At 39.1% G+C, this 26,147-nt stretch carries 19 protein-coding genes and 1 pseudogene; 3 read left to right on the top strand and 17 right to left on the bottom strand.

The features are described from left to right. Positions 1-234: 234 nt before the first annotated feature. The 10 genes and pseudogenes from AC0L8O_RS25340 to AC0L8O_RS25295 all read right to left on the bottom strand — a co-directional run bounded on the left by AC0L8O_RS25340 (position 235) and on the right by AC0L8O_RS25295 (position 13,351). Positions 235-1,926 (bottom strand): methyl-accepting chemotaxis protein, encoded by a 1,692-nt coding sequence (locus AC0L8O_RS25340; RefSeq protein WP_473446039.1) that lies wholly within the window; start codon positions 1,924-1,926, stop codon positions 235-237. A gap of 437 nt (positions 1,927-2,363) precedes the next feature. Beyond that, on the bottom strand, positions 2,364-5,240 hold the full coding sequence (uvrA, locus tag AC0L8O_RS25335; protein ID WP_473446038.1) for an excinuclease ABC subunit UvrA: 2,877 nt from the start codon (positions 5,238-5,240) through the stop codon (positions 2,364-2,366). 7 nt (positions 5,241-5,247) lie between these two features. Continuing rightward, positions 5,248-7,233, bottom strand: a complete 1,986-nt coding sequence (gene uvrB / locus AC0L8O_RS25330; RefSeq protein WP_473446037.1) for an excinuclease ABC subunit UvrB — start codon at positions 7,231-7,233, stop codon at positions 5,248-5,250. A gap of 338 nt (positions 7,234-7,571) precedes the next feature. Continuing rightward, positions 7,572-7,805 carry a DUF2198 family protein gene (locus AC0L8O_RS25325; protein WP_473446036.1) on the bottom strand — a complete coding sequence of 78 codons (234 nt, stop codon included), beginning with the start codon at positions 7,803-7,805 and terminating at the stop codon, positions 7,572-7,574. A gap of 20 nt (positions 7,806-7,825) precedes the next feature. Then, positions 7,826-8,269, bottom strand: coding sequence for a GNAT family N-acetyltransferase (locus AC0L8O_RS25320; protein WP_473446035.1), 444 nt, complete (start codon positions 8,267-8,269; stop codon positions 7,826-7,828). A gap of 89 nt (positions 8,270-8,358) precedes the next feature. After that, positions 8,359-9,945 (bottom strand): annotated as a pseudogene (locus AC0L8O_RS25315) (peptide chain release factor 3). A gap of 288 nt (positions 9,946-10,233) precedes the next feature. Then, on the bottom strand, positions 10,234-10,404 hold the full coding sequence (locus tag AC0L8O_RS25310; RefSeq protein WP_473446034.1) for a hypothetical protein: 171 nt from the start codon (positions 10,402-10,404) through the stop codon (positions 10,234-10,236). A gap of 70 nt (positions 10,405-10,474) precedes the next feature. Continuing rightward, positions 10,475-11,614 carry a CapA family protein gene (locus AC0L8O_RS25305; protein ID WP_473446033.1) on the bottom strand — a complete coding sequence of 380 codons (1,140 nt, stop codon included), beginning with the start codon at positions 11,612-11,614 and terminating at the stop codon, positions 10,475-10,477. 103 nt (positions 11,615-11,717) lie between these two features. Continuing rightward, a complete protein-coding gene (locus tag AC0L8O_RS25300) occupies positions 11,718-12,716 on the bottom strand; it encodes an anion permease (protein ID WP_473446032.1) in 999 nt (332 codons plus the stop codon). A 14-nt stretch (positions 12,717-12,730) separates the two neighbouring features. Beyond that, a complete protein-coding gene (locus AC0L8O_RS25295) occupies positions 12,731-13,351 on the bottom strand; it encodes a DUF47 domain-containing protein (RefSeq protein ID WP_473449149.1) in 621 nt (206 codons plus the stop codon). A gap of 331 nt (positions 13,352-13,682) precedes the next feature. Here AC0L8O_RS25295 and desA point away from each other — a divergent pair, with 331 nt between their 5' ends. Both desA and AC0L8O_RS25285 read left to right on the top strand, forming a co-directional pair. Beyond that, positions 13,683-14,711: a Delta(5) desaturase DesA gene (gene desA, locus AC0L8O_RS25290; protein WP_026559680.1), complete on the top strand. Its 1,029-nt coding sequence runs from the start codon at positions 13,683-13,685 to the stop codon at positions 14,709-14,711. A gap of 136 nt (positions 14,712-14,847) precedes the next feature. Then, positions 14,848-15,009: a hypothetical protein gene (locus tag AC0L8O_RS25285; RefSeq protein ID WP_156931887.1), complete on the top strand. Its 162-nt coding sequence runs from the start codon at positions 14,848-14,850 to the stop codon at positions 15,007-15,009. A 252-nt stretch (positions 15,010-15,261) separates the two neighbouring features. Here the strand turns inward: AC0L8O_RS25285 and cls are convergent, their stop codons facing one another. Then, a complete protein-coding gene (cls, locus tag AC0L8O_RS25280; protein ID WP_473446031.1) occupies positions 15,262-16,710 on the bottom strand; it encodes a cardiolipin synthase in 1,449 nt (482 codons plus the stop codon). 171 nt (positions 16,711-16,881) lie between these two features. Between cls and AC0L8O_RS25275 the strand changes: the two genes are divergently transcribed. Beyond that, positions 16,882-18,174 (top strand): aminotransferase class I/II-fold pyridoxal phosphate-dependent enzyme, encoded by a 1,293-nt coding sequence (locus tag AC0L8O_RS25275; RefSeq protein ID WP_473446030.1) that lies wholly within the window; start codon positions 16,882-16,884, stop codon positions 18,172-18,174. Positions 18,175-18,449: 275 nt separating this feature from the next. On the opposite strand, the gene AC0L8O_RS25270 is transcribed toward AC0L8O_RS25275, so the two are convergent. From AC0L8O_RS25270 to AC0L8O_RS25245, 6 genes are all read right to left on the bottom strand, one after another. Continuing rightward, positions 18,450-19,586, bottom strand: coding sequence for a mannitol-1-phosphate 5-dehydrogenase (locus AC0L8O_RS25270; RefSeq protein WP_473446029.1), 1,137 nt, complete (start codon positions 19,584-19,586; stop codon positions 18,450-18,452). 1 nt (position 19,587) lies between these two features. Continuing rightward, on the bottom strand, positions 19,588-20,019 hold the full coding sequence (locus tag AC0L8O_RS25265; protein WP_026559684.1) for a PTS mannitol transporter subunit IIA: 432 nt from the start codon (positions 20,017-20,019) through the stop codon (positions 19,588-19,590). A 3-nt stretch (positions 20,020-20,022) separates the two neighbouring features. Next, on the bottom strand, positions 20,023-22,128 hold the full coding sequence (locus AC0L8O_RS25260; protein WP_473446028.1) for a BglG family transcription antiterminator: 2,106 nt from the start codon (positions 22,126-22,128) through the stop codon (positions 20,023-20,025). Positions 22,129-22,494: 366 nt separating this feature from the next. After that, positions 22,495-23,937: a PTS mannitol transporter subunit IIBC gene (locus AC0L8O_RS25255; RefSeq protein ID WP_473446027.1), complete on the bottom strand. Its 1,443-nt coding sequence runs from the start codon at positions 23,935-23,937 to the stop codon at positions 22,495-22,497. A gap of 446 nt (positions 23,938-24,383) precedes the next feature. Then, entirely contained in the window at positions 24,384-25,355 is a 972-nt protein-coding gene (locus AC0L8O_RS25250; RefSeq protein ID WP_473446026.1) for an ABC transporter substrate-binding protein, read from the bottom strand. A 2-nt stretch (positions 25,356-25,357) separates the two neighbouring features. Then, the gene (locus AC0L8O_RS25245) at positions 25,358-26,143 is read right to left on the bottom strand and encodes a heme ABC transporter ATP-binding protein (RefSeq protein WP_473446025.1); all 786 of its coding nucleotides are present in this window, start codon (positions 26,141-26,143) and stop codon (positions 25,358-25,360) included. Positions 26,144-26,147: the final 4 nt, after the last annotated feature.

Below are 26,147 nucleotides of genomic sequence, written 5' to 3'. Positions count from 1 at the left end.
TCAACTTGGATAAATGTGTAAAACCAACACACAAAAATGCGCTATTTCCTATTCTAATAGAGTTTGTGAACGGTTACTAAACGAAATGTCCCTTCCTTCTTTTTGGAAGAAATGAACCTATTGTACTAGATGAGAAGGTATTATGAGGGGAAAATAGTGAGAAGGAACGGAATTCATAAAGTTCAAAATAGAAAAACCCGCAAGTATAGACGGGTTTTTTCGTTTTTTATCTAATTAAATCTTAAAACTACCAACAACCGTTTTTAACTCTTCAGCCATATGGGCAAGAGCCTGGGCTGATGCATCGATTTCCTGCATTGACGCCAACTGTTCCTCCGTTGATGCAGCCACTTCTTCAGAACTAGCCGCATTCTCCTGAGCCAAACGGGAAACCTCCATCGCCGAGTTCGCAATTTCATCAATACTAGCTGAAATTTGCTGTACCGTTGCTGTTACTTGTTCAATCTGCGGGGTAATACTCTTTGTACTTGCCAGGATCTGAGCAAACTTTTCAGAAGTTATTTCTGATACTTTTACCCCTTCCTCCGCATTCTGTACAACTTCATTCATAATATTGACCGATTCTTCGGTATCTTTTTGAATGAAAGTAATTAAATCTGCAATACTCTTTGTAGATACTTGAGATTGCTCCGCTAACTTACGAACTTCATCTGCAACGACAGCAAAACCTTTTCCATGTTCACCAGCTCTCGCCGCTTCAATGGCTGCATTTAACGCCAGTAAATTTGTTTGATTCGCGATGTCACTAATCACATCCAATATAGAACCTATTTCTGTTGATCGCTGTGATAGTGTTTGAACAACTTCATTTGAACGTCCAACTGATTCACGAATAAACCTCATTTGAGTCAGGCTGTTTTTCACATATTCTCCGCCTTCTACTGCTTCCTTTGTTGTTTCTCTTGATAGCTCAGAAACAGTTGAGGAACTTTCGGAAATATGATGAATTCCTTGTAAGACTTCATGTAATGAGCTTGAATTAAGTTCCAGCTTTGTCGTTGTTTCCTCTGCACTGCTTGCAATTTCTTGAATCGCCGATGAAACGGTTTCTGTTGCTTTGCTTGATTGCTCTGCGCTTGCATTCAATTGCTCTGCTGAAGCTGCAACCTGATCTGAATGATCAGCTATCGAGCGGATCATTTCCCTCAAGTTATCTGTCATGGCATTAAATGATTCATTAAGATCATGAATTTCATCTTTATTCTTCATGGTTATCTTTTCCACTTGGAGATTTCCTGAAGCCACCTGCTTTGCTGCATTCCCCAACCGTACGATAGGTTTTGTAATAAAAATCGAGATAACCACTCCACAGAAAATAGCAAAAACAGCAGCAACACTGCTTAGTACGATTAGAGTTAATTGTGCCCGATCAGACTCGTCCTTTGTTTCTTTCACTCTTTCTTCTAAAATATCATCCCTTAACCAGTTATTCATAGAAAGAGCTTCCTCTGTTAAATTCGTACTGATTGGGACAATCAGGTTTAAGCCATCCTCATTTGCCTTTGCTTCATCGATTGATTTTTCATCCATGACACGGTTCGCCGTTTCTTTAAATTGATTATTCAGCTCCTGAATGGACTGAAGACGATCCTTTGTTTCTTGTAAGGTAGATAGCTCAAGTCCTCTGGATATACTTTCATTTAATTGAGTATTTGCTTCATTCATCTTGTCTCTAAAGCTCTCATCATCGTAAAGCATATATGCACGATAATATCCTGACTGTAGGGCTGTATCTGTTTGAATTGCTTGAGTAACGGCTCTTAACTCTGCCACCGTTTCAATCACATATTCATATGATTCATTTGATTGTTTCATATTTTGATAGGAAAACAGCGAAGCTGCCCCAAAAATAATGGAGACAATCAAAAAGCTCCCAATTATTTTTCGCTTGATTGATAAATTCATGATGTTCTAAATCCTCTCTACTTGTTATTCTGGATGGTCTATTTTGGTATAGCCTTCTTGCACAATAAAAAAACACCTCTAATCCTAGGAAAATATACTTCAGCCTGGAATCAAACGCGCTTTTAGCAAGTGGCAGGATCGCTACCCTTGTACCAAATTAACTTTTGCAGAATGTAAATAAACAATTAAAAAGAAACAGGTTCGCTATTACTTGTTAATGGTTTATTTTATAAAATATTCACTTTTATAATCTGGTTTGTGCTTCGGCATCAAGGGTAATCGATTTGCCCCTTAAAAAGCCTTGTACAAGTTCTATCCCTTCCAGGATATTATATCGGCTAAAATTTTCTATTATTAAGGAAATCGGGGATTGTTTTTTTATATATAAACGTCAAAAAAAGCTGATTCCCAAAGAAATCAGCTTTTCTTCCAGAAGATTAGCTTTGTGCTACCTCTTCTTTTTCTTTTATTAATTTCCTCATTCGATCCCTGTCCCGTTCTATAACCGGTTTTAAATATTTTCCCGTATAGGATTGTTCATTGTTCATAATATCCTCCGGAGTTCCGTAGCCGACGATTTGACCGCCTTTGTCTCCACCTTCAGGACCTAAGTCAACCAAATAATCTGTTGCTTTGATCACATCTAAATTATGTTCAATGACAAGGACGGTATCACCATTATCTACCAGGCGTTGCAGGACTTTTAATAATCGTGCAATATCATCCACATGAAGACCTGTTGTAGGTTCATCCAAAATATACAATGAACGGCCTGATGAGCGTCTGTGCAGCTCTGATGCCAGCTTCACCCTTTGGGCTTCTCCGCCTGAAAGAGTTGTTGCAGGCTGTCCAAGCGTTATATAGCCAAGACCTACATCATAAATTGTTTGCAGTTTACGCTTGATTTTAGGAATATTTTCGAAGAACGAAACAGCATCCTCTACCGTCATCTCCAAAACGTCAGAAATGTTTTTGCCTTTATATGTGACCTCTAGTGTTTCACGGTTGTATCGTTTTCCATGGCACACTTCACAAGGAACATATACGTCAGGTAGGAAATGCATTTCAATTTTAATGATTCCATCACCGCGGCATGCTTCACAACGTCCGCCTTTTACATTAAAGCTGAAGCGTCCTTTTTTATAGCCTCTCACCTTTGCTTCATTTGTCGTTGCGAAAACATCACGGATATCATCAAAAACACCTGTATATGTTGCAGGATTTGATCGAGGTGTCCGGCCGATTGGTGACTGGTCAATATCAATGACTTTCTCTAGGTGCTCGATTCCTTTTACCTCTTTGTGTTCACCTGGCTTTGCCTTTGCCTTGTGAAGCTTTTGTGCTAGTGTTTTATGAAGAATCTCGTTTACTAACGTACTTTTTCCTGAGCCTGAAACACCCGTTACCGCAATAAAAGTTCCTAATGGTAACTTCACACTCACATTGCGGAGATTGTTTTCCTTCGCACCTTTTATTTCGATATAACGGCCATCAGGTTTTTTACGTTCATATGGAAGCGGAATAAACTTCTTCCCAGATAAGTATTGCCCTGTTAAGGAATTGTCATCATTCATCACTTCTTCAGGCGTTCCGGCTGAAATGACCTCTCCACCATGAATTCCGGCTCCTGGACCAATATCAATTAAATAGTCTGCAGCCATCATCGTATCCTCATCATGCTCAACAACGATAAGGGTATTTCCGATGTCACGCATATTTTGAAGGGTTTGAATTAAGCGATCATTATCTCGCTGGTGAAGGCCGATGGAAGGTTCGTCAAGAATGTATAAAACACCTGTTAAGCGCGATCCGATCTGAGTAGCAAGACGAATTCGCTGTGCCTCTCCCCCAGATAATGTCCCTGCAGCACGATTAAGGGTTAGATAATCGAGTCCAACATTATTTAAAAACCCTAATCTTTCACTAATTTCCTTCAAAATAAGATTGGCAATCTGCATTTCTTTTTCTGTCAGGGATAGATTTTGAAAGAATTCAAGTGACTCTTGAACAGATAGTTTTGTAATTTCCCCGACATGATTTCCCTGGATTAACACAGCAAGAGTTTCCTTTTTAAGTCGATATCCTTTACAGCTCGGACAATTTTGTTGGCCCATATACTTTTCCATTTGCTCACGAATGAAGTCTGAGGTTGTTTCCTTATATCGTCTTTCAACGTTTCGAATAACCCCTTCAAATTGAATATAGTTTTCGCGAACTTGGCCAAAGTCATTTTCATAACGGAAATAAATTTCCTCACCATCACTGCCATATAGTACTTTATCTAATAAATGCTTGGGAATATCCTTAACTGGGATATCCATGTCAATTCCATAATGATTGCATACAGCTTCAAGCATTTGAGGATAATATTGTGAGCTTGTTGGCTCCCACGGTGCAATTGCATGCTGCTTAAGAGACAGATCTTTATTCGGAAGCACAAGATCCAAGTCTACTTTTAGTTTTGATCCCAAACCGTCACACTCAGGACACGCACCAAACGGGCTATTAAACGAAAACATTCTCGGTTCCAGTTCCCCGATTGAAAAGCCACATTGCGGACAGGCATGATGCTCACTGAACAGAAGCTCTTCTTCTCCCATCACATCGATGATCACTCTGCCTTCTCCTAGACCTAAAGCTGCTTCAAGTGAATCAGCTAATCGTGAAGCAACCCCCTCCTTCACGACAATACGGTCAATCACAACTTCAATGGAGTGCTTTTTGTTCTTCTCAAGCTCAATTTCTTCTGCAAGCTCATGCATTTCCCCATCAACACGAACACGTACATACCCCTGTTTTTTGATATCTTCAAATACTTTCACATGTGTTCCTTTTCGTCCTGACACAATAGGAGCAAGGACTTGAAGCTTTGTTCGTTCCGGATATTCCAATATGCGGTCAACCATTTGTTCAATGGTTTGGGAAGATATTTCAATCCCATGAATAGGACAGGTTGGACGGCCAACTCTTGCATAAAGCAAGCGCAGGTAATCATAGATTTCCGTCACAGTTCCAACAGTTGAACGTGGATTTCGACTTGTTGTTTTTTGATCAATTGAGATGGCTGGTGACAGCCCTTCAATCGCATCAACATCAGGTTTGTCCATCTGGCCTAAAAATTGACGGGCATATGCTGATAGTGATTCAACATAACGCCGTTGTCCTTCAGCATAGATGGTATCAAAGGCCAACGATGATTTACCTGAACCAGATAAGCCTGTTAAAACAACAAGCTTATCACGCGGAATGGTCACATCTATATTTTTTAAGTTGTGGGCACGCGCTCCCTTCACAACAATATGTTCCATTGCCATAATTGCTTCATCCTTCCGCTTTCAGTTCTAAAATTAAGTCACGAAGCTCGGCAGCACGCTCAAAGTTCAACGATTTTGCCGCCTCCTTCATTTCAATTTCCATTTCAGCTATGACTTTATCTCGTTCTTTCTTCGTTAACTTCGTCAATTTACTTGCAACCGTTGTTTCATACTCTTCCTGGTCTTCCGCTGCCATTGTTGCACGGATCACGTCACGAATTTCTTTTTGGATCGTTTGCGGAGTAATACCATGCTGTTTGTTATATTCCTCTTGAATCTCACGGCGACGTTTTGTTTCATTGATCGCGATCTCCATTGAGTTTGTCATTTTATCTGCATACATAATCACATGGCCTTCTGAATTACGGGCTGCACGACCAATTGTTTGGATAAGTGAGCGTTCCGAACGCAGGAATCCTTCTTTGTCCGCATCTAAAATCGCAACAAGTGAGACCTCCGGGATGTCCAAACCTTCCCTTAAAAGGTTGATGCCGACTAACACATCATATTTTCCAAGACGAAGCTCGCGAATGATTTCAATCCGCTCTAACGTTTTAATTTCTGAATGAAGATAATTGACCTTAATGCCAATTTCCTTCAGATAATTTGTTAAATCCTCTGACATTTTCTTCGTTAATGTTGTAATAAGTACACGCTGATTTTTCTCAACTCTTGTTTGAATTTCTCCAATTAAATCATCGATCTGACCTTCAATTGGACGAATATCAATTGTCGGGTCAAGTAACCCTGTTGGACGGATAATTTGTTGAATCATTTCAGGTGAATGTTCTATTTCATATGGACCAGGTGTGGCCGATACAAATACGATGTTCTCGATATGTTTTTCAAATTCCTCAAAACGCAGCGGTCTGTTGTCCTTTGCAGATGGCAAACGGAAACCGTGATCAACAAGGACCTGTTTACGCGCTTGGTCTCCATTAAACATACCCCTAATTTGCGGCACAGTAACATGTGACTCATCAATAACAATAAGTGAGTCCTCTGGGAAGAAGTCCAGCAGCGTATATGGTGTGGAGCCTGCCGGGCGTAAAGTTAAATGTCTGGAATAGTTTTCGATTCCGGAGCAAAAGCCCATTTCTCTCATCATTTCAAGATCATATCTTGTTCGTTGCTCAAGACGCTGTGCTTCAAGAAGCTTGCCATTTTCGCGCAATTCTTCCAATCGCTCCTCAAGTTCTACTTCAATGTTCTTGATGGCTTTTTCCATTTTCTCTTCTCTTGTAACGAAGTGGGAAGCCGGATAGATGGCTACATGCTCACGGTCTCCCATGATTTCACCTGTTAATGCATCCACTTCACGAATCCGGTCAATTTCATCGCCGAAAAATTCCACACGGATACAATGCTCATCACGGGAAGCAGGGAAAATTTCTACCACATCTCCACGAACTCTGAATGTTCCTCTTCGGAAATCTATATCATTTCGTTCATATTGCACATCAACCAGTTTTCTTAGCAATTGATTTCGTTCAATTTCCATCCCTGTTCGTAATGAAACAACTAACTCTTTATATTCCTCAGGTGAACCGAGGCCATAAATACAGGACACACTGGCAATAATGATGACATCTTTCCGTTCAAAAAGCGATGATGTAGCCGAGTGACGAAGCTTATCTATTTCATCATTAATACTGGCGTCTTTTTCGATAAATGTATCTGTTTGCGGCACATAGGCTTCCGGTTGATAATAATCATAGTAGCTGACAAAATACTCAACAGCATTATTCGGGAAAAATTCTTTAAATTCACTATAAAGCTGTCCAGCTAATGTTTTGTTATGAGCAATAATTAAGGTTGGTTTATTTACTTCTTGTATCAGGTTTGAAACTGTAAAGGTTTTACCTGTACCAGTTGCCCCCAGCAATGTTTGGAATCGCTTGCCTTTCTTTATTCCTTCAACTAATGACTGAATGGCCTTAGGTTGATCACCCTCAGGTTTATATTTTGAGACTAATTCAAATTGATCGCTCACTCATAAGCCTCCATTCCGTTATTATCTCTATGAATAGTTTACCATATAATAGTGGAAAAACACCAAAAATACGAACTATAGTTCGTATTTTATTTTTTGTTATGTATTCGTATGCTGATCGCTTTCCTGATGTAGGGGAATTTTGCAACTTTTCATGTATTTTTGCAACGATCTAGGTTTTTTTTGCAGGTTTGCATTTATTTTTGCAAGTTCCAGGATTTTTTTTGCAACTTTTACATATTTTTTTGCAACCTTGAAATAGCCAATTTTTTATATAAAAAAAGAGCTAGTACAGCCCTTTCCTACTTAAGTATTTCTCTTTTAGTGAAACCTCAAACCTATTTCTTCTTTAGCAGCTCTGCCTTCATTTTTCTTGCGTAGAAAAACCCGACAGCAAGTGACACAATGTCGATAAAAAAGATACTTGGTCCATGGGTATATCCTTTCATATAGGAAGCAAGAAGCAGGGCCGCTGTTAATGCCGTTCCAACATAATGGTTATAACTTACCCGTGTAAAAAGAAGGACAAGAAGAAAAGGCATAATAAGTGCTAAAATCACCTTTATCATCATTTATAATACCTGTTCTTTCATTATAGTGATAAATTGTAAAAATACACAGTATCCTCTTTTTTATAGCCTACCGACTCGTAGAGGGCTTGTGCTTTTACATTATCTTTCGATGTTTCTAATAAAATTCCTGCTGCATCCGTTTGCATCGCAAATTCTTTCGCTTGATTCATTAGTGCTTTTCCAACACCGTGACGGCGATATTCTTCAGCAACAAACAAATCATTCAGCAGCCATTTTCGTTTCATTCCGACGGAAGTGAAAATCGGATAAAGCTGAACAAATCCGGCAGGAAGTCCGTCATTGCTTTTTGCCAGGAATATGGTTGATTCATTTAGCTCCATTCTTTCCTTTATAAAGGATATTGCTCCTTCAAGGTCAGATGATTGTCCATAAAAAATTCGGTAATTGTTAAACAATACAACTACATCGTCTAAGTCAGATAATGTTGCTTTTAAAATATTCACATGCTTCCCCTCGATTCTAATCATATATAGCCAATTCTATCATGAAAATCGAGCAAAAGAGGGCTAATTTTATCATTAGCCCTCTTCGTTTATTTCTGTGAAGTAACACCTTGGTAGTCGTTTTCTTCTAAAAGATCAACTAACTCGATGTCTTTTTGATTTTCTAAAAAGTATCGCAATGTAAATTCATTTTCAAACAGTACCGCATAGGCACCAAAACGGTCACGAACAAGCATGCTTCTTGAATCAAAGAAACGTTTATCAAACTTCTCGCTCTTGATCCATCTTGGAATTCGTTCTCCAAGGGCAGTGAATTCAATCTCGACATTATATTCAGCCTTCATTCGGTATTCAAACACCTCAAACTGAAGTTGACCGACTGCACCAAGGATGATCGAGTCATTTAACTCTTGGCGGTATAGTTGAATCGCGCCTTCTTGAACAAGCTGTTCAATACCTTTTCGGAATTGCTTCGACTTCATGACGTTTTTCGCACTGAACCCGCTTGAATAGCTCAGGTGGGAATTGTGGCAGCTCTTCATATTGATAAGAGTCTTTCCCCCCGATTAATGTATCACCAATTTGATAAATATTCGGGTCATAAATTCCAATAATATCACCAGGATACGCTTCATCTACTGTGTCACGGTCTTTTGCCATAAAGGCCTGCGTTTGATTTAGCTTAATCGTTTTATTTGTACGACTTAAGTTCACACTCATGCCTCGTTCAAATTTTCCGGAACATACACGGAAAAAGGCAATACGGTCACGGTGTGCCGGGTTCATATTGGCTTGGATTTTAAAGATATAACCTGAAAATTGATCTTTTTCCGGCTCAATTAAGCCTTGATCTGTTTTACGCGGCTGTGGTTGGGCAGCAAATTGTAAAAACGTATCAAAGAATGTTTGCACACCAAAATTAGCAAGGGCACTACCAAAGAAGACAGGTGTTAGCTCTCCTTTTTCCACTCGCTCAGGTGAAAATTCATTCCCTGCTTCTTCAAGCAGTTCCAGCTCACCTAATGTATCTTGATAGATGACATTTTCCTCAATATCTGTTCCAGATAACTCGCTTAGAGGGATCACTTCTTCCTCTTCATCACCTTTGAAGCGAACAAATTGTTTATTAAAGCGGTCATGAATACCTAAGAAACGTTTCCCGCTTCCAACCGGCCAGTTCATTGGATAGGATTCAATCCCAAGTACTTCCTCAATTTCAGAAAGCAATTCCAAAGGATCTCTTCCTTCACGGTCAAGCTTGTTGATAAATGTAAAGATCGGAATTCCTCTCATCCGGCAAACTTTGAAAAGTTTAATGGTTTGAGGCTCAACACCTTTTGTTGAATCAATGATCATGACAACACTATCTACCGCGGTTAATGTACGGTATGTGTCTTCACTAAAGTCTTCGTGTCCCGGTGTATCCAAAATATTGACGTGGAATTCATGATACGGGAAGCTCATGACACTTGATGTTACCGAGATTCCACGTTTTTTTCAATTTCCATCCAGTCAGATGCGGCAAATTTTCCTGATTTCTTTCCTTTAACTGTTCCTGTTGAACGGATAATTTGACCAAAGAAAAGGAGTTTTTCTGTTAACGTCGTTTTCCCTGCATCCGGGTGGGAAATGATCGCAAACGTACGTCGTTTATTTATTTCCTGTTGTAAGCTCATTCGCAATAACCTCTTTTAATTAAATTCGTGCTTCAAATATACTACAAAGCGCTTCAAAGAACAATTTTAATAAGGCTGTTTTTAATATGAGGCCGTTCCATTGCGCTCCAGACACTCGCTTTCCGCGGGGAGGAAGCTAAGCCTCCTCGGCTTCGCCTGTGGGGTCTCAGCCCTTCCTCACTTCCCGCAGGAGTCGAGTGTCTTCCGCTCCATTCCACTAACATTTTAGAGTAAGTTTTAAAAGCAACATAATTTAACATAATAAAAACAGGGACATCGTACCCCTGTTTAGCGCTGATATCGTCTTTTGTATTTTTTTCTTTCTTTATTTTTCTCCGTTTCAACTAGATTCCATGCGGTGGTGTATCGGTATTTTTTTCCCCAGATTTGAATGAGCATTTTCATTCCGGTTATAAAGCATAGAAGTAATAGACTAACAATTAGAAATAAAATGTCCATCTGCGTTCCCCCAATCATTCTTGTACACATGTATATGTTTGAGATGGGAAAACATGATGGTTTTTACTCATCATGTAAATGAAAATGTAAGTTCTGGAACCCACTGATTCATATGCTTTTTGATTTCTTCGTAAAGCTTTTCTTTACCTGATAGTTGCTCGAGCGGTTGAACATGGTATATTTCATTTACGAAGGTTGGGACGAAGGATGGTTCTTTTAGGACGATATCACCGGTTTCGAGTTTCTTTTCGACGTTTAGTTTTAAAACTCCTCCGATATCTTTGTAATCTTCGGTTTGACCTGTAAAGAAATTACCGAGTGAATAGGCAACAAATGAGCGTTTTCCATCTTCTCTTTCGATCCATTCCATTGGTTGAAGAACATGTGGATGGTGTCCGATGATAATGTCTGCTCCTGCATTTGCCGTTTTAATAGCTAACTGTTTTTGCTCTTCATTTGGCATTCTTTCATATTCTTTTCCAAAATGAAGACTTACCACAACAACATCAGAGATGGTATTCGCTTGTTCAATCTCTTGTTTGATGTTTTTCTCATCTATTCGATTCACTAAGTAAGGCTTATCTGTCGGGGTTTCAATACCATTCGTCCCATATGTATAAGCAAGGAATGAAAAAACGATTCCATTCTTTTCGATTGTGCGAATGTTCTTTTTATCTTCTTCCGATAAAAAAGCTCCGGTATAAGGAATCCCTAGTTTATTCCAATGGGAGATGGCACTTTGTATGGCCTTTTCACCACGATCCAAAGTATGGTTGTTTGCTATTGTGACTAAGTCAATACCGCTTTCTTTTAATATATCTCCCACTTCATACGGACTATTAAATGATGGATAAGTGGAAAGTCCAATTTCAGTGCCGCCAATCATTGATTCCTGGTTGGCAATTGTTATATCCGCATTGCTTAATAAGGACTGAACATTTTTCAGATGAGGGGTGAAATCATATTTTTCATCACCAATTTGTGCAGGCTCATACACACGGTCGTGGATTAAAATATCACCTATAGCCGAGATCGATGCCGTTGTCGTAATAATTTCTTCTTTTTCCTTCTCTTTCTCCACAATCTGCGGATCCTGTTTTTCTTCCACTTTCACAATTTGATTTTCAGGAGCTGATGCTAGTTTGCCAAAATATAAGCCCAGACCACAAACTAGAAGAACGAGTAGGGTGAATGTGATGACCTTTTTCATTAGGGTTACTCCTTTTTAGAAAACTACTACTTCTAGTTTAACGTATAACTTGGAAGAAATTAACCAAAAAGACAGAACTCTGTCGAATTCTGCCTTACTTTTTTTAAAGAATGAAGGTAAGAAAATAATATACTATTCCTGCAAAAACTGCTGATGCGGGCAAGGTGACAATCCATGTAAAAACCATAGCTTGAGCTGTTCCCCAATTAACTCCTTTTATTCGGTTAGAAGCTCCTACTCCGAGAATCGATGAAGATATCACATGTGTTGTGCTGACTGGGAGATGAAGAAAAGTTGCACTTAAAATAATGGAGGCTGAAGAAACGTCTGCAGCTACTCCGCTTACAGGTCTTATCTTCATAATTTTATTTCCAACTGTTTGAATAATTTTCCAGCCACCTACTGAAGTCCCGAGTGCCATTGCAAGCGCACAGGACAGCTGAACCCAAAACGGGATATCCATTGTTTTATGATAGTTATTGGCAATTAGGGCAAGTGTAATAATGCCCATCGCTTTCTGGGCATCATTTGTTCCGTGTGTATATGCCTGAAATGCCGCTGTAATAATTTGAATTCTGCGAAATCGATTATTGGATTTCGTTAAAGAATGATTTCTAAATAAGACCTTAAAGATACTGAATACGATGAAACCGATGATAAATGCTAATATTGGTGATAAAAAGAGAGACTGTGCAATCTTAGAAAAACCCGCATAATTAATACTGCCAAACCCTGAAGCGGCAATCGCTGCCCCAACAATAGAACCGATGATGGCATGTGAGGAACTGCTTGGAATTCCGTAGTACCATGTGATAAGGTTCCAGGCAATCGCTGAAATAAGAGCTGATAAAATGACAACAGACCCATTATGTAACGTAAACGGATCCACAATACCGCTTGTAATGGTTTTAGCAACACCTGTAAACGTAAGTGCTCCGATCAAGTTCATGAACGAGGCTAATATGATCGCATGCCTCGGCTTTAAAGCTTTTGTTGAAACACTTGTGGCAATGGCATTTGCTGTATCGTGAAAGCCATTAATAAAATCAAAAGCCAACGCACCAATCACAATCAACACCGTAATCATTAATGTTACATCCATATCTCTATGTCCCCTTACGCATTCTTCATGACGATGCTATCTAATGTGTTGGCAACTTTACGACAGCTATCCACAATGCCTTCAAGTGACTCATATATATCTTTATATTGAATGATTTTAATCGGGTCCTTTTCTGTTGCAAATAAATTTTTCAATGCGGTCCGCAGCAGGTTATCACTGTTTGATTCATGTTCTTTTAATGCTGATGAATGGACCGGAATTGACTGTAGTTTTTTCAATGATAATAAAGTGATTGCTTCTGAGATTTCGGTTGCACATTGATGATTGATGCGAAAAAACTTTTTCATCTGATCTGTCAGGCTAGTAACTGAATACATTTCAAGCAGTCCCGCAATATGCTCAATTCCATCTAATACATCATCAATATGCAGAGCAAGCTGTAAAATATCTTCCCTGTCAATCGGTGTAATAAATGTTTGATTCAATTCTTTTGTTATCTTTTGAATCAATTCGTCACCGGTTGATTCATACTCCTTAACATGTTCTAAAAATAGTTGTAATTCATGATGATTTGAAACCGGTTTTTCAACACAGAAGTATGTAGTTTCCTGCAGATTGCTTGTTATGCTTAATAATAACTCTGAAAATTTATCTTTTTTCCCTTTTGAAAACATCATAGTACGAATCCTCCATCGGTAAAAACTTGTCCTATATTATGAGTACGTCTGTCATCAATCAAACATACCTTCTCTATGTAAATTACTACGTATTGTAGCGTAAATCCCATGTTAAAAGCTAGCTGATCGGAAGATTATTAACTACTTTTCAGTTAATGGGAGAGTTTGGTCTGATAAATAGCCGGGTATAATTTTGATACACCCTATGTATCCCGGCTGGCTCTGCTGATAAAGATTTAATAGAACTGTATTTCCACAAACCTTCAAAGGCACTAATCGTTTTCTTTACGTAGATAAACAATATCAGGAAAGGGGAAACCTTAAAAAAATGAATGAACAGAACCCAAGGGCTTTGAGAAAATTGGTTAGCCCTTATGAAAAATCTGATTTACAAAAAAGCAATTGGCAAATCATTAACACATTGGTACCATTTTTCCTCTTATGGTGTTTGGCATATAAGAGCCTGTCAATTTCTTATTTCCTTACATTAGCGATTTCTGTCGTTGCGGCTGGTTTTCTAGTGAGGACCTTCATCATCTTTCATGATTGCTGCCACTATTCTTTTTTTAAGAGCAGAAAGGCGAATCGAATCCTTGGAACAATAACAGGAATTTTGACTCTTCATCCTTTTGACCATTGGGCACACGACCATTCTGTCCATCATGCGACAAGCAGCAATCTGGACAAACGCGGGACGGGCGATATTTGGGTACTAACCGTTGAGGAATATAAGGAAGCCTCAACTAAGACAAAAATAATGTACCGTTTGTACAGAAATCCGTTTGTTATGTTTGTTATTGGGCCGATTTACGTCTTCGGAATTACCAACCGTTTTAATCGTAAAGGAGCAAAACGCAAAGAACGGATGAATACGTATGTAACAAATCTGGGTATCGTCGCTTTGGCAGCACTTTTATGTTGGGCAATCGGCTGGCAAAATTTCCTGCTGGTTCAGGTACCAATTTTTATGATATCGGGATCCCTCGGAATTTGGATGTTTTATATTCAGCATACGTTTGAGGATTCTTATTTTGAAGAAGATGAGCACTGGGAATATGTAAAAGCAGCCGTTGAGGGAAGCTCTTTTTATAAGCTTCCAAAAGTTATGCAATGGCTAACAGGCAATATCGGTTTCCATCATGTTCATCATTTAAGCCCAAGAGTTCCAAACTACAAGCTTGAAGAAGTACATAACAGCACTGAACCATTGCAAAACGTTCCAACCATTACACTGGCAACAAGCCTTAAGTCGTTAAAGTTCCGTCTATGGGATGAAGAAGGCAAAAAATTTGTTGGTTTTAACCACTTAACAGATGCCTCTAACAACCAAGCATCAGAGCGGCTAAGATCGGATTAACTAAACTCCGCTAAATAGATATGTGAATGTTGAATCAATCTTAACTTCTCCATCCAGATGTTCGTATGTATATTCCTCATATTCCATTACCTTTTGGGAATATTAGTTCATAATCGATAGGAAAAGGAGGATGAGAATGTTTGGACTAGGAAAGAAGATCAATACGCTGTTTTGGATTGCGATCTTTGGCCTCATTTTAACGACCATCTATTCAGCTATTCTCCTTTATCAGGGGATAGACTCAAAACGAAAGTTAAATTTTATTTGGGGCAAAAGCAAGAAGGAAACTGAAGGCTAAACAAACAAGGACCTGTTTTTCAGGTCCTTGTTTCATGTTATAAATTGGATAAATCTTGGTACTTAAGTTTTAGTGCCTAGCTTCAGCGCCTAGCCCCTAAGCACAGGACGTGCAAGTGCAGTCTTTGCGACAGGACGTCGCATTCTTAGACTGCCTCTAGGGTCTAGCCACAAATGAATGGAAGACAAAGAACGTCTTCTATTCATTTGCGTCTTATGCTTGTCGGGTCTGATCAAGGCGCTTAAGCTTTTCTTATAAAATCGGCGAAAGAAGCCGCGAGACAGATTCTTTTATCCGGATTGTTCTAGAACGCTGAACATAAGCCTCAATGGTTAATTGTCTTGATTTCTCCATATCCTCGATAAATGACTCATACAGCTTTGTCGCTATCTCAACATCATATAAAAAGGCATTGACTTCAAAATTCAATCTAAAGCTTCTCATATCAATGTTTGCCGTTCCGACTGATGCAATTTCATGATCAACGACAATTGTTTTTGCATGGATAAATCCATTTTCATAAATGTAGATGTTTGCTCCGGATTTTAATAACTCACCAGCGTAGGAAAGTGTTGCCCAATACACAAAGGGATGATCAGGTTTATCCGGGATCATCAATTTCACTTCAACACCTGATAGACATGCAATCTTCAAGGCATCTAAAATACTGGCATCAGGGATAAAGTAAGGTGTTTGGATGTAAATCGACTCACTTGCTGATGATATCATCTTCATATAACCATTTTTAATTTGCTCCCATTCTGAATCAGGTCCGCTTGTCACGATTTGGATGCTGCTATCACCTGTTTTCGGCTGCTCCGGAAATAATTCAGGACTGTAGGAAATCACCCGTTTTTCTGTTGCTTGATTCCAATCAAGTATGAACCGGGCTTGAATCGCATGGACAGCTGTTCCCTGAATTTTCAGGTGTGTATCACGCCAATAGCCAAAAGACGGATCAAGCCCCAAATATTCATCACCAACATTAAAGCCTCCAACATACCCGATGCTTCCATCAATAATGACTAGTTTTCGATGGTTTCGATAATTGAGCCGCAAATTGATCCATCTAAGTTTTGATGGAAAAAACACCTCAACTTCTCCTTCTGCTTTCCGTAGATCTTTAAAAAACCTGGGCCTTAAGCTTCTTGATCCAAGATCATCATATAAAACCCTGACCTTCACACCTTGCTCAGCTTTCTTCGTTAACGCAGTAACTAACCGCTTACCAAGTTCATCCTTTTTTAAAATATAATACTGCAGGTGAATATGATGTTTTGCCTGTTCGATATCCTTCAATAATGTCTCAAATTTCTCATTTCCATCTGTAAATATCTCTACATCATTATCGTCCGTTAACAAGGCATCATTATTGAGCACATGCATGTTGATCATTTGCTTATATTTTTTGGCGATCTCACTTTTAAAAACAAATGAATTATTTCTGATCTCTTCTAATTGAGTAGCTAGCAGCTTATCGATTCCCAGCTTTTTCCGATCGTCCCATTGAAACATCCGATACCTGCTTAAATTTTGACCAAAAAGCAGATACAGTAAAAACCCCAATAACGGGATAAAAAACAAGACCAACAGCCATGCCCAAGACGATGAGGCATCTCTTCGTTCTCTAAAAATCATGACAATCGCAAAGAACGTATTTAAAAAGAAAATAAACCCGAGTAAAATTGAACCAATTTCCATATGAATTCCTCACATATCTTTTTCTACTATTAATCATAGTATATCTTGAAAGATAAATTATTTGTCAGTTTTTTTCATCTAACTACTGTGAGAACACTCTTCACTGTGATAAAATATCTCTTAATGAATTTTCAAAAATTTTTATTTCCTATAGAGGTGAAAAAAAGGATCATGAATGAATTAGCACAAGCTTTAAATCAAGCAATGAAAGAAGATAACGAACACGTTTATAACATGTTGTCTCAGCTTGGGAAGGAAATGTTCTATCCAAAAGGCATCTTAAGTCAATCGGCAGAAGCAGGGAAAAAAGCTCATCGTTTTAATGCAACAATCGGAATTGCAACTGAAAACAATCAGCCTATGCACTTTCAACACTTGCAGGACCTTTTTGGCGATAAAGTAGCACCAAAGGATCTTTACCCATATGCACCACCTCAAGGAAAAGAAGAATTACGTAAAGTATGGCAGGAAAAAATCTTTAACGATAACCCAAGTTTAAATAAAGATGTCGTAGGTTCACCAATTGTTACAAATGCCCTTACTCACGGTTTAAGCATTGCAGCCGATTTATTCGCTGATGAAGGTACACCGGTTATTGTACCTGATAAATATTGGGGAAATTACAACATCACATTTAAAACACGCCGTGGTGCAAATGTAGCCACTTTCCCATTATTTAATGAAGAAAACGGTTTTAACACAGCAGGCTTAAAAGCAACAATTGATGCACAAAAATCGGCTGATAAAGTGATTGTTCTTCTAAACTTCCCGAACAATCCAACTGGTTACACACCACTTGAGTCTGAAGCAAAGGAAATTGCCGCTGTCTTAACAGAAGCTGCAGAAGAAGGCTTAAACATCGTTGTGCTGATCGATGATGCTTACTTCGGATTATTTTACGAAGATTCAATGACTGAATCCATTTTCAGTTACCTAGCAGATGCTCACGAGCGTATTTTAGCTGTAAAAATTGACGGAGCTACAAAAGAAAACTATGTATGGGGCTTCCGTGTTGGTTTTATCACATATGCGAGCAAATCAGCAAACGTGCTGAATGCATTAGAGCAAAAAACAAAAGGCTTGATCAGGGGTACAATCTCAAGCAGCTCCCACCCTTCACAATCACTGATTTTACAGTCATTAAAATCAGACGAATTTACTGTTGAAAAAGAACAGAAATTCGCTTTAATGAAAAGCCGTGCAGACAAAACAAAAGAAGTGCTTGCAAAAGAAGAATATCAAAAATACTGGACATACTATCCGTTCAACTCAGGCTACTTTATGTGCTTGAAGCTGCACAGCATCAATGCAGAGAAATTACGTTTGCATCTGTTAGATCAATATGGAGTTGGAACCATTTCCATCAACCCAACAGATCTACGTATTGCGTTCTCCTGTGTAGAAGAAGAGGATATTGAAGAATTATTTGACTTAATTGCTCAAGGTGCTGCTGATTTGCAGTAGTTTGCGGCTGATAGTTGCTCACTGCCGATTGGTAGTGGGCATTTTTGCTTTTAAAAAGGGGTTGGAGGGTTGGAACTTCGGGCCAATGAGGTGGAATCTTGCAGATTTTCTATTAATTTTGCAAGTTTGTCGATAATTTTGCAAATTCCCAAGGAATCTTGCAAGTTTTCCGATAATCTTGCAGCTTTGGACTGGAATTTTGCAAGTTGAAAAGAATAACCTATCATTCGGCAATTTCAAAAAGCCAGCACCGAATCGGTGCTGGCTTCTTCTATTTAGAACTTCTCCGCTACACTTACAACTAACGGGTGATCCATCGCTAAACCTGAAATCTCACTAAATGCTGCAGCAGCACCTTTTTCTTCGACCATCTGCTTAAGAGTAAGTGATTCCTGATCTTCCTCAGAAACAAACTGCAGGGCAGCTACAATGACCTTCACAAGATGTGCCGGCACGTCACCGAACTCCTCAATATACACAAGGGCTGGTGCCACTAAGCGATCTTTTGCGCCAAGCTTACGCAGCGGTGCTCTTCCTACCCGTTGCACATCGTCTACGATATACGGATTTGCAAAGCGTCCGATGATTTTTTCGATATACGCTTGATGCTGATCTGCGTCAAAACCGTATTTGGTTGTTAGGACTTTTCCTGTCTCTCCAAGAGTACCTAGTACATCTTGCTTCACTTCATCTTGAGCGATAGCTTCTGCAATTGTTTTATAACCAGCTACGTTGCCTAGATAGGCTGTTGCAGCATGACCTGTGTTTACAGTAAATAGCTTACGTTCGATATAAGCTTGGAGATTTTCCACAAATAGAGCTTCTTCAATTTTAGGTTGCTCGCCCCTCATTCCAGTTGAATCGATGACCCACTCATGGAAAGGTTCAACCAATACATCGAGTAAGCGTTCATTGTTTTGATTTGGTACAATGCGGTCTACTGCTGAGTTCGGGAAGCCGACATTCTCTTCAACCCAAGCGACTTCTTCTGCACCAAGTTTTTCAACAACATGCTTTTTAAGCTCACTGCTTCCACCGACCATGTTTTCACAAGCAATGATATTCACTGGGCCTCTGTTATTTTGCTGACGTTTTTTCAACCCTTCAGCAATAAGTGGAGCAACGAATTTTAAGATATTTGGTCCGACTGCTGTTGTCACGATATCTGCTTGTGAGATCGCTTCAACAACAGCATCAGGATGTTGCTGACTATTGATTCCTGACACATTTTCAACAAAGAACTCTTGCTTCTCTTCGTTTGCCAGCATCACCCGGTACGCTTTTTCTTTGTTTAACTCATTGATTAACGTTTCATTCACATCAACAAATTCGACTGCATAGCCTGATTGATGTAACAATAAGCCGATAAAACCTCTTCCGATATTACCGGCACCGAAATGAACAGCTTTCAAGTTAGTTCACCTCGCTAAGAAGTTCGATGATTTCCTCTTTTGATTGTGCTTGGACAAGTTTTTCTACATTTTCTTCTTCAGATAACACGATCGCGATTTTTGAAAGGATTTCTAAATGCTCATCACCTTTTCCGGCAATTCCGATTAAAAATTTCACGATGTTTCCGCCGCCGAAGTCAACACCACCCGGTACTTGGATAACAGATAGGCCCGAATTTAGCACAGCAGATTTTGCATCTTCAGTTCCGTGTGGAATGGCAACAAAGTTCCCCATATATGTAGAAGATAGTTCTTCTCTTTGCATCATAGCATCGATATAAGAAGCTTCTACATAGCCTTTGTCGACTAAAATTTGTCCTGTTGCTTTAATCGCATCTGTTTTGTTATCAAATTGTTGGTTTAATAAAATATTTTCTTCATTTAAAATTGACATGTGTTAAACACTCCTTAGTTGTTGTAAATAGTTTGTGAAATATTTTTGGCTAATATAATGAGTTAATCCACTCTTTGTACCTTTTTCAAACATATGAATGCTTTCTTGCGACTCAATAATACTTGCACTAATAAAGCTCATGATTTCCAGCTCTTCTGCCTCAGCATTTTCAGGTGCAATGAGCAAAAGTATTCTCGATACTTCATTTAATTCATTGTCCATTGCCCTTAGCTTCATCGGTGTTTGAAGATCAATCATGTGGAAGCTCGGTCTCACTACAGCTTCATTTCTCGCGTGAAACAGAGCCAAGTTTGTTTCCGGAATGGCAAGCCCTCCTATATGCTCCCGTTCCAACAGCGCCTCTACAATTCTTTGTTCATTTTCTACAAGTCCTATTTGCTTCAGCTGCATACTGACAGGTAGTAGAATACTTTCAACATGATTTGTGTTATTGAGTTGAAAAACTTCCAGTTCCTTCAAAAGTCTGATCAACCGCTGTGACTGGCTTGTAAATTGTTCATATTGTTGTAAGCTAATTGTAATGTCTACCGGTTCATCAGATTCTTCAAACGACGTACTTTGTTCAATTTCAAGACCCTTTTCTTCAATATAGTCTTTGATTTTTTCCAGCTCTTGAGTCGTTAAAATTGGACTTACGAGCAGGTAATCTGTTGAAATATCCTCGATTGGTATTGTCGAAAGAATGAGATCATATTTGGTCACATCTGTTTCCTTCAGTTCAAACGCTGAAATATTGCGCAGCTCTGCAATATGTGGAAACTGATTGTTAATTTGCGTTGCCAGCATTTTTGAGGTGCCAATACCACTTGAACAAATAATAAGTGCTTTTAATTTCCTGATCGATTTCCTTTTATTTAAGGCGGCTCCAAAGTGTAATACTAAATATCCTATTTCTTCCTCAGGAACTGCATCAAATGGAAGAGCAGCTTTTACAGCTTGTTGAACAACTCCGAAAAGCTCATGATGATCGCGTTTTATTTCCTTTAATAACGGATTCGTAATTTTCATTCCTTGCTTCAAGCGATACACCGCTGGCTGAAGGTGAGCAAGCAAGCCATGAAATAAAGATGTATCATGCTTCAATTCTTTGTTTTTTAGCAGTTCTACTTGTTCAATTAACCTTTGGACAAGATAAGCAATCTCTACATTTTCATCTTGAATATCAACTTTTCCTTCGAACCGCAGCTTTGCTCCCCGCAAATGCATCGTAATATAACCTTTTTCATCCTCAGGAATCTTGATTTGAAAGGTTTCCTCAAGTTTTTCGGCTATTTCCTCTGCAAAAGCAAATTCCCTCGAGACTTTTAGTTGTTTTAGATAATCACCTTTTATTGTGATGTTTTCACCACGTTGTATACGCTCAATTGCAAGTGCAAGGTGAACAACCAGCCCAACATATGAGCTGTCTGCCAATGGATATGGCAGGCGTGAATTAATTTTGTTAATTAAATCCTCAATGATGATGAGCTTTTCCTTTTGAACAAGTCCCAGTAAACGCTCAGATATGGAATCAATCTTATTTGTTGATTTTCGTTCTATATTTTCCCGTACCATTCGTAAAAAGTCCGGCACATCAAACCTGTCTGAAATTAAGCTTTTAATTGCCTTACGCTTCGCTTCTTCCGACCCTGTCAGTTCAATCCCATACCCTCTTCTTCTAATAAGAGTAAGTCCGTATTCTTCAACAAACGGCTCCATTTTATCTAAATCATGGCTAATCGTAGCTGTTGTCACACCAAGATCATTCGCCAAACTTTGGAGCTTAATTGGATCGTGATGATCAAGCAGTGTACAAAGGGCAACAATCATCCGTTCATCTGGCGTGTATTCCTTATAATCCTGCTTTTGAATCGCAATCCTTAGTTCTGTGAGACTTGTTTCACTTCCCACCATTTTGATTCCGATCCCCGCCCGCTTCACGAGCTGGAGATTAAATTTATGCAGGACAGATTCAATATTTTTCAGATCACGATGAATCGTCCGCTCACTAACATCGATTTGTTCAGCAAGTTCCTTAATCGTCACTTCCTGATCTGCGTCTTCCATCAGCAATTGCACGATCAGACGCTCTCTTGCGGAAACAATCATGGAAATCAACTCTCTTTTATATGAGTTATTGACATAGTTTAATTATACGCCTGTATATATACAGGTTTCAAAAGATAGAAAGAGCAGTTTTTTCAATTGTGTTGCTGACATTATTTAATTAGAATGTCCTTTGGGTTTGAAAATAGCCGGGGTGAAGCAGGTTATTTTCGATTTTGCGGTTATATTTGCGATTTTGAGATTTTATTTGCGATTCTCGAAATTTATTTTCGATTTTCAAGTTTTATTTGCCATTTTACAAAATTCGACACATTTCAGCACGCATTCAACAGCACGATCCCTACTTTTTCCTCTAACCCAAAAATGGTGCCACTACCCTCCAGGTAGCCGCACCATTTTTTCACGATCTTATTTTAATTTACCCACAATCTCATCATATTTCGGGCTATTTAAGAAATTATCAACAGATACGTGGTACGCAGTTGGCAGCTTTGCTACTGCACGATCTGTTAAGTCTTTATGTGTAATAACGATATCAGCGTCAGAAGGAATGTTGTTAATTGATGTATTTGTCACATCTACTCCTTCAACTTCTGCTTTTTTCACTTTGTTACGTAAAATGGATGCACCCATTGCACTTGAACCCATACCTGCGTCACAAGCGAAGATAACTTTTTTCACGTTACCGAAATCAAATTCTTCAGAAGTTGTTGCTTCCACTTCAGCTTCCGGTTGTGCTGTAAGATTGCTGCTTACAGAACTTTTCTTCCCTTTCATTGCTTCCATTTTCGCTGTAGCTTCTGTTATATCTTCTTCTTTTTGCTTGCTTGTTTTTAAAATAAGTGATGCAACTAAGAATGATACAGCTGCAGCTACAATGACACCTAGAATGACCCCTACGTAGCCGCCTCTTGGCGTCATTGCTAGTAAGGCAATGATACTACCAGGTGATGGACTTGCTACTAAACCTGCATTGAAGATTGAGAATGTGAACACACCACTGATTCCCCCTGCGATTGCTGCAAGAAGTAACATAGGTTTCATTAAAATGTATGGGAAGTAGATCTCATGAATACCGCCCAGGAAGTGAATAATCACTGCACCAGGAGCTGTTTGTCTCGCCGAACCTTTGCCAAAGAACATATAAGCTAAAAGAATACCTAAACCAGGTCCAGGGTTTGACTCAAGTAAGAATAAAATAGATTTACCTGCATTTGCTGCTTGCTCAATACCAATCGGGCTTAAAATACCGTGATTGATTGCATTGTTTAAGAACAGAACCTTTGCCGGCTCGATGAAAATACTTGCTAATGGCAGTAAACCTGCATCAAAAATTGCTTGAACGGCACCTGCTAATACTCTGTTTAACCCTTCAACAACAGGGCCAATTCCAACTAGGGCAGCTAATGTTAAGATCGCACCTAAAATACCAGCAGAGAAGTTGTTCACTAGCATTTCAAAGCCTGAACGAACTTTATCTTTTAATAAGCCATCAAGCTTTTTAATTAAGTATCCACCAAGTGGACCCATAATCATGGCTCCGAGGAACATTGGAATTTCCGCTCCTACAATAACCCCCATTGTTGCGGTTGCACCAACGACACCACCGCGGACATCGTATACCATCTTACCACCTGTGTACCCGATTAATAGTGGAAGTAGGTATTTGATCATTGGATCAACCAATGATGCTAGTGTTTCATTTGGTGCCCAGCCTGTTGGGATGAATAGTGCTGTAATAATCCCCCATGCAATAAAAGCACCGATGTTTGGCATGATCATTCCACTTAAATGACTACCAAATCTTTGTATTTTAACGCGAATATCACCTTGCTTTTGATTCGCTTCCATGTAAGTCACCTCTTTGTTAGTTCTTGTCTTAATGATAAAGCGATTTCAGTGGAGAAACAATTTAAACTAAACTCGATTTTGTCTGACACAATGTTGACAAGATTAATTTTGGAAAGAAGTGTTAGGATTTTGTCAACAGCTAATATTGTCGAAAAATCTTTAATTTTATATAAAATATGAAGGTTTATATTCAAAACCTTCTTGCTCTGTCATTAGTCATGTGATGGTTCATTTCCGCTACAGGTTGCTCGCTTTCCGTGGGGCGTGAAGTGAGCTTCCTCGACTCAAGCGCCTGTGGGATCTCACCTGCCAAGCTGTTCCCACAGGAGTCTCACATCTTTCGCTTCAATCAACCAAAACTTATATGTTAAATAGAAAATGATAAAAACAAAAAAGGTGAATCCCTTAATGAATTCACCTTTTTAGCATCTCTAGTAAACATAAGTTTATTCAAATTTCTCCGGATAAAATCCTTTTGCCAGCGTTTCAACGGCATATGCCATTCGGTCTCCTGGCAGGACGCTTTCTAATGTGATGGAGACAAATCGTTCATTTTTCACACTGTCCAATTGTGAGAGGGCAGGGTCGTTTTTAATGTCTTTTATTTTTTGTTCTAGTGATGGAGCATCATAATCATGGACTAAAATGACATCCGGCTGTCTTGCTAAAACTTCTTCATAGCTTACGGTTGTCCATTGTTTATCTGTGATATCGTCAAAGACATTCTTTCCGCCGGCAAGTTCAATTAAGAGTGTTTCGAAGTTTGTTCCACCTGCTGTGAACACGCCGTCTCCACCGCTATCGTATACGAGCACATTTACTGGTTCCTGACTTGAAACCTTTTCCTGAACTGCAGCAATTCTAGATTTTTGATCAGTAACAAAATCGGTTGCAACATCTTCTATTTCAAAGATTTTACCGAGATCATGGATTTCCTGATAAATCTCATCTAGTGTGGTCGCACTGTTCATGTATGTTTTGATGCCAAAGCTTTCGAGCTCCTCCACATCTAGGCCTTCTCCCCCAAATTCCCAATCAATTCCATAGATAAAATCCGCTCCGCTTGTTGTAACGGCTTCTCGGGTAGCAGATCCGTATGTTAGTTCCGGAATTTTCTTGTATTCGGCCTCATATTCAGGAAGCGGACCCCGGCTATGATTGTCCAGACTATTACCGATAACATAATCTGTCAAACCTAATGCAACGAAAAGCTCTGTACTATTCGGGCCCAGTGTTAATACGTTTTGCGGTTTTTCTGTAATTTCTACGTCTCTGCCGTAATTATCAAATGTTCGAGTTTCATCGTTTTCTTCTGATTCTTTTTTCATTGGCTCACTTGAAGTAGACTGACATCCAACTAGTAAACCTGTCATCACTAAAGCTAACGCTGTAAATCCTAAAACGTGTTTTTTGCTCACATTCAAATCTCCCTTTTATCTAAACTTTTTGGTAAATATGTAATCGATACCTTATTTGTTTTCGGGTGAACCATCACGTCAACATGAATACCGTACACCTCGTATATGACTTCAGGTGTGATTATTTCCTCCGGTGTTCCGGCTTTGTATAAACGTCCTTCTTTTAACACATACATTCGATCACAATATAGTGCGGCAATATTCAGATCGTGGATGGCAGCCAAAACGGTTACACCTAACCCCTTAACCAAATCGAACATTTGCAATTGATAGTAAATATCTAAATGATTTGTTGGTTCATCTAACAGTAAAAAGTTTGTTTGCTGGGCCAATACGCGTGCAATGAGGACTCTTTGCTTTTCTCCACCTGAGAGCTGGATATAGTTTCTTTGAGCTAAACCTTCAATACCCGTTTGTTTTAACGCATTTGTGACAATCTCTTTATCTACTTGTGTATCCCCTTCAAACAGCTTTTTATATGGGTTACGTCCCATTGCGACGATTTCTTCTACTTTAAAATCAAACGGAATGGAGTTCTCTTGCCCAACAACCCCGATGTTTCTGGCAATCTTTTTTACTTTCATTGAAAGTATATCTTCATCATTTAATAGAATGTCACCAGCATCAGGCTCTAGAGCGCGATAGACCGTTTTGAGGATCGTTGATTTTCCGCTTCCATTTGGCCCTAACAACCCGACAAATTCCCCCTTATTCACATGGAGGCGAATGTCTTCAATGATTTTTTGCTCATCATAAGAAAAGCTTACATTCTCTACTTGTAATTTCACATTT

This window comes from Metabacillus sp. KJ11-3 (assembly GCF_055808295.1).
The sequence above is the reverse complement of the archived record's forward strand: the minus strand, read 5'-3'. Positions and strand labels throughout refer to the sequence as shown.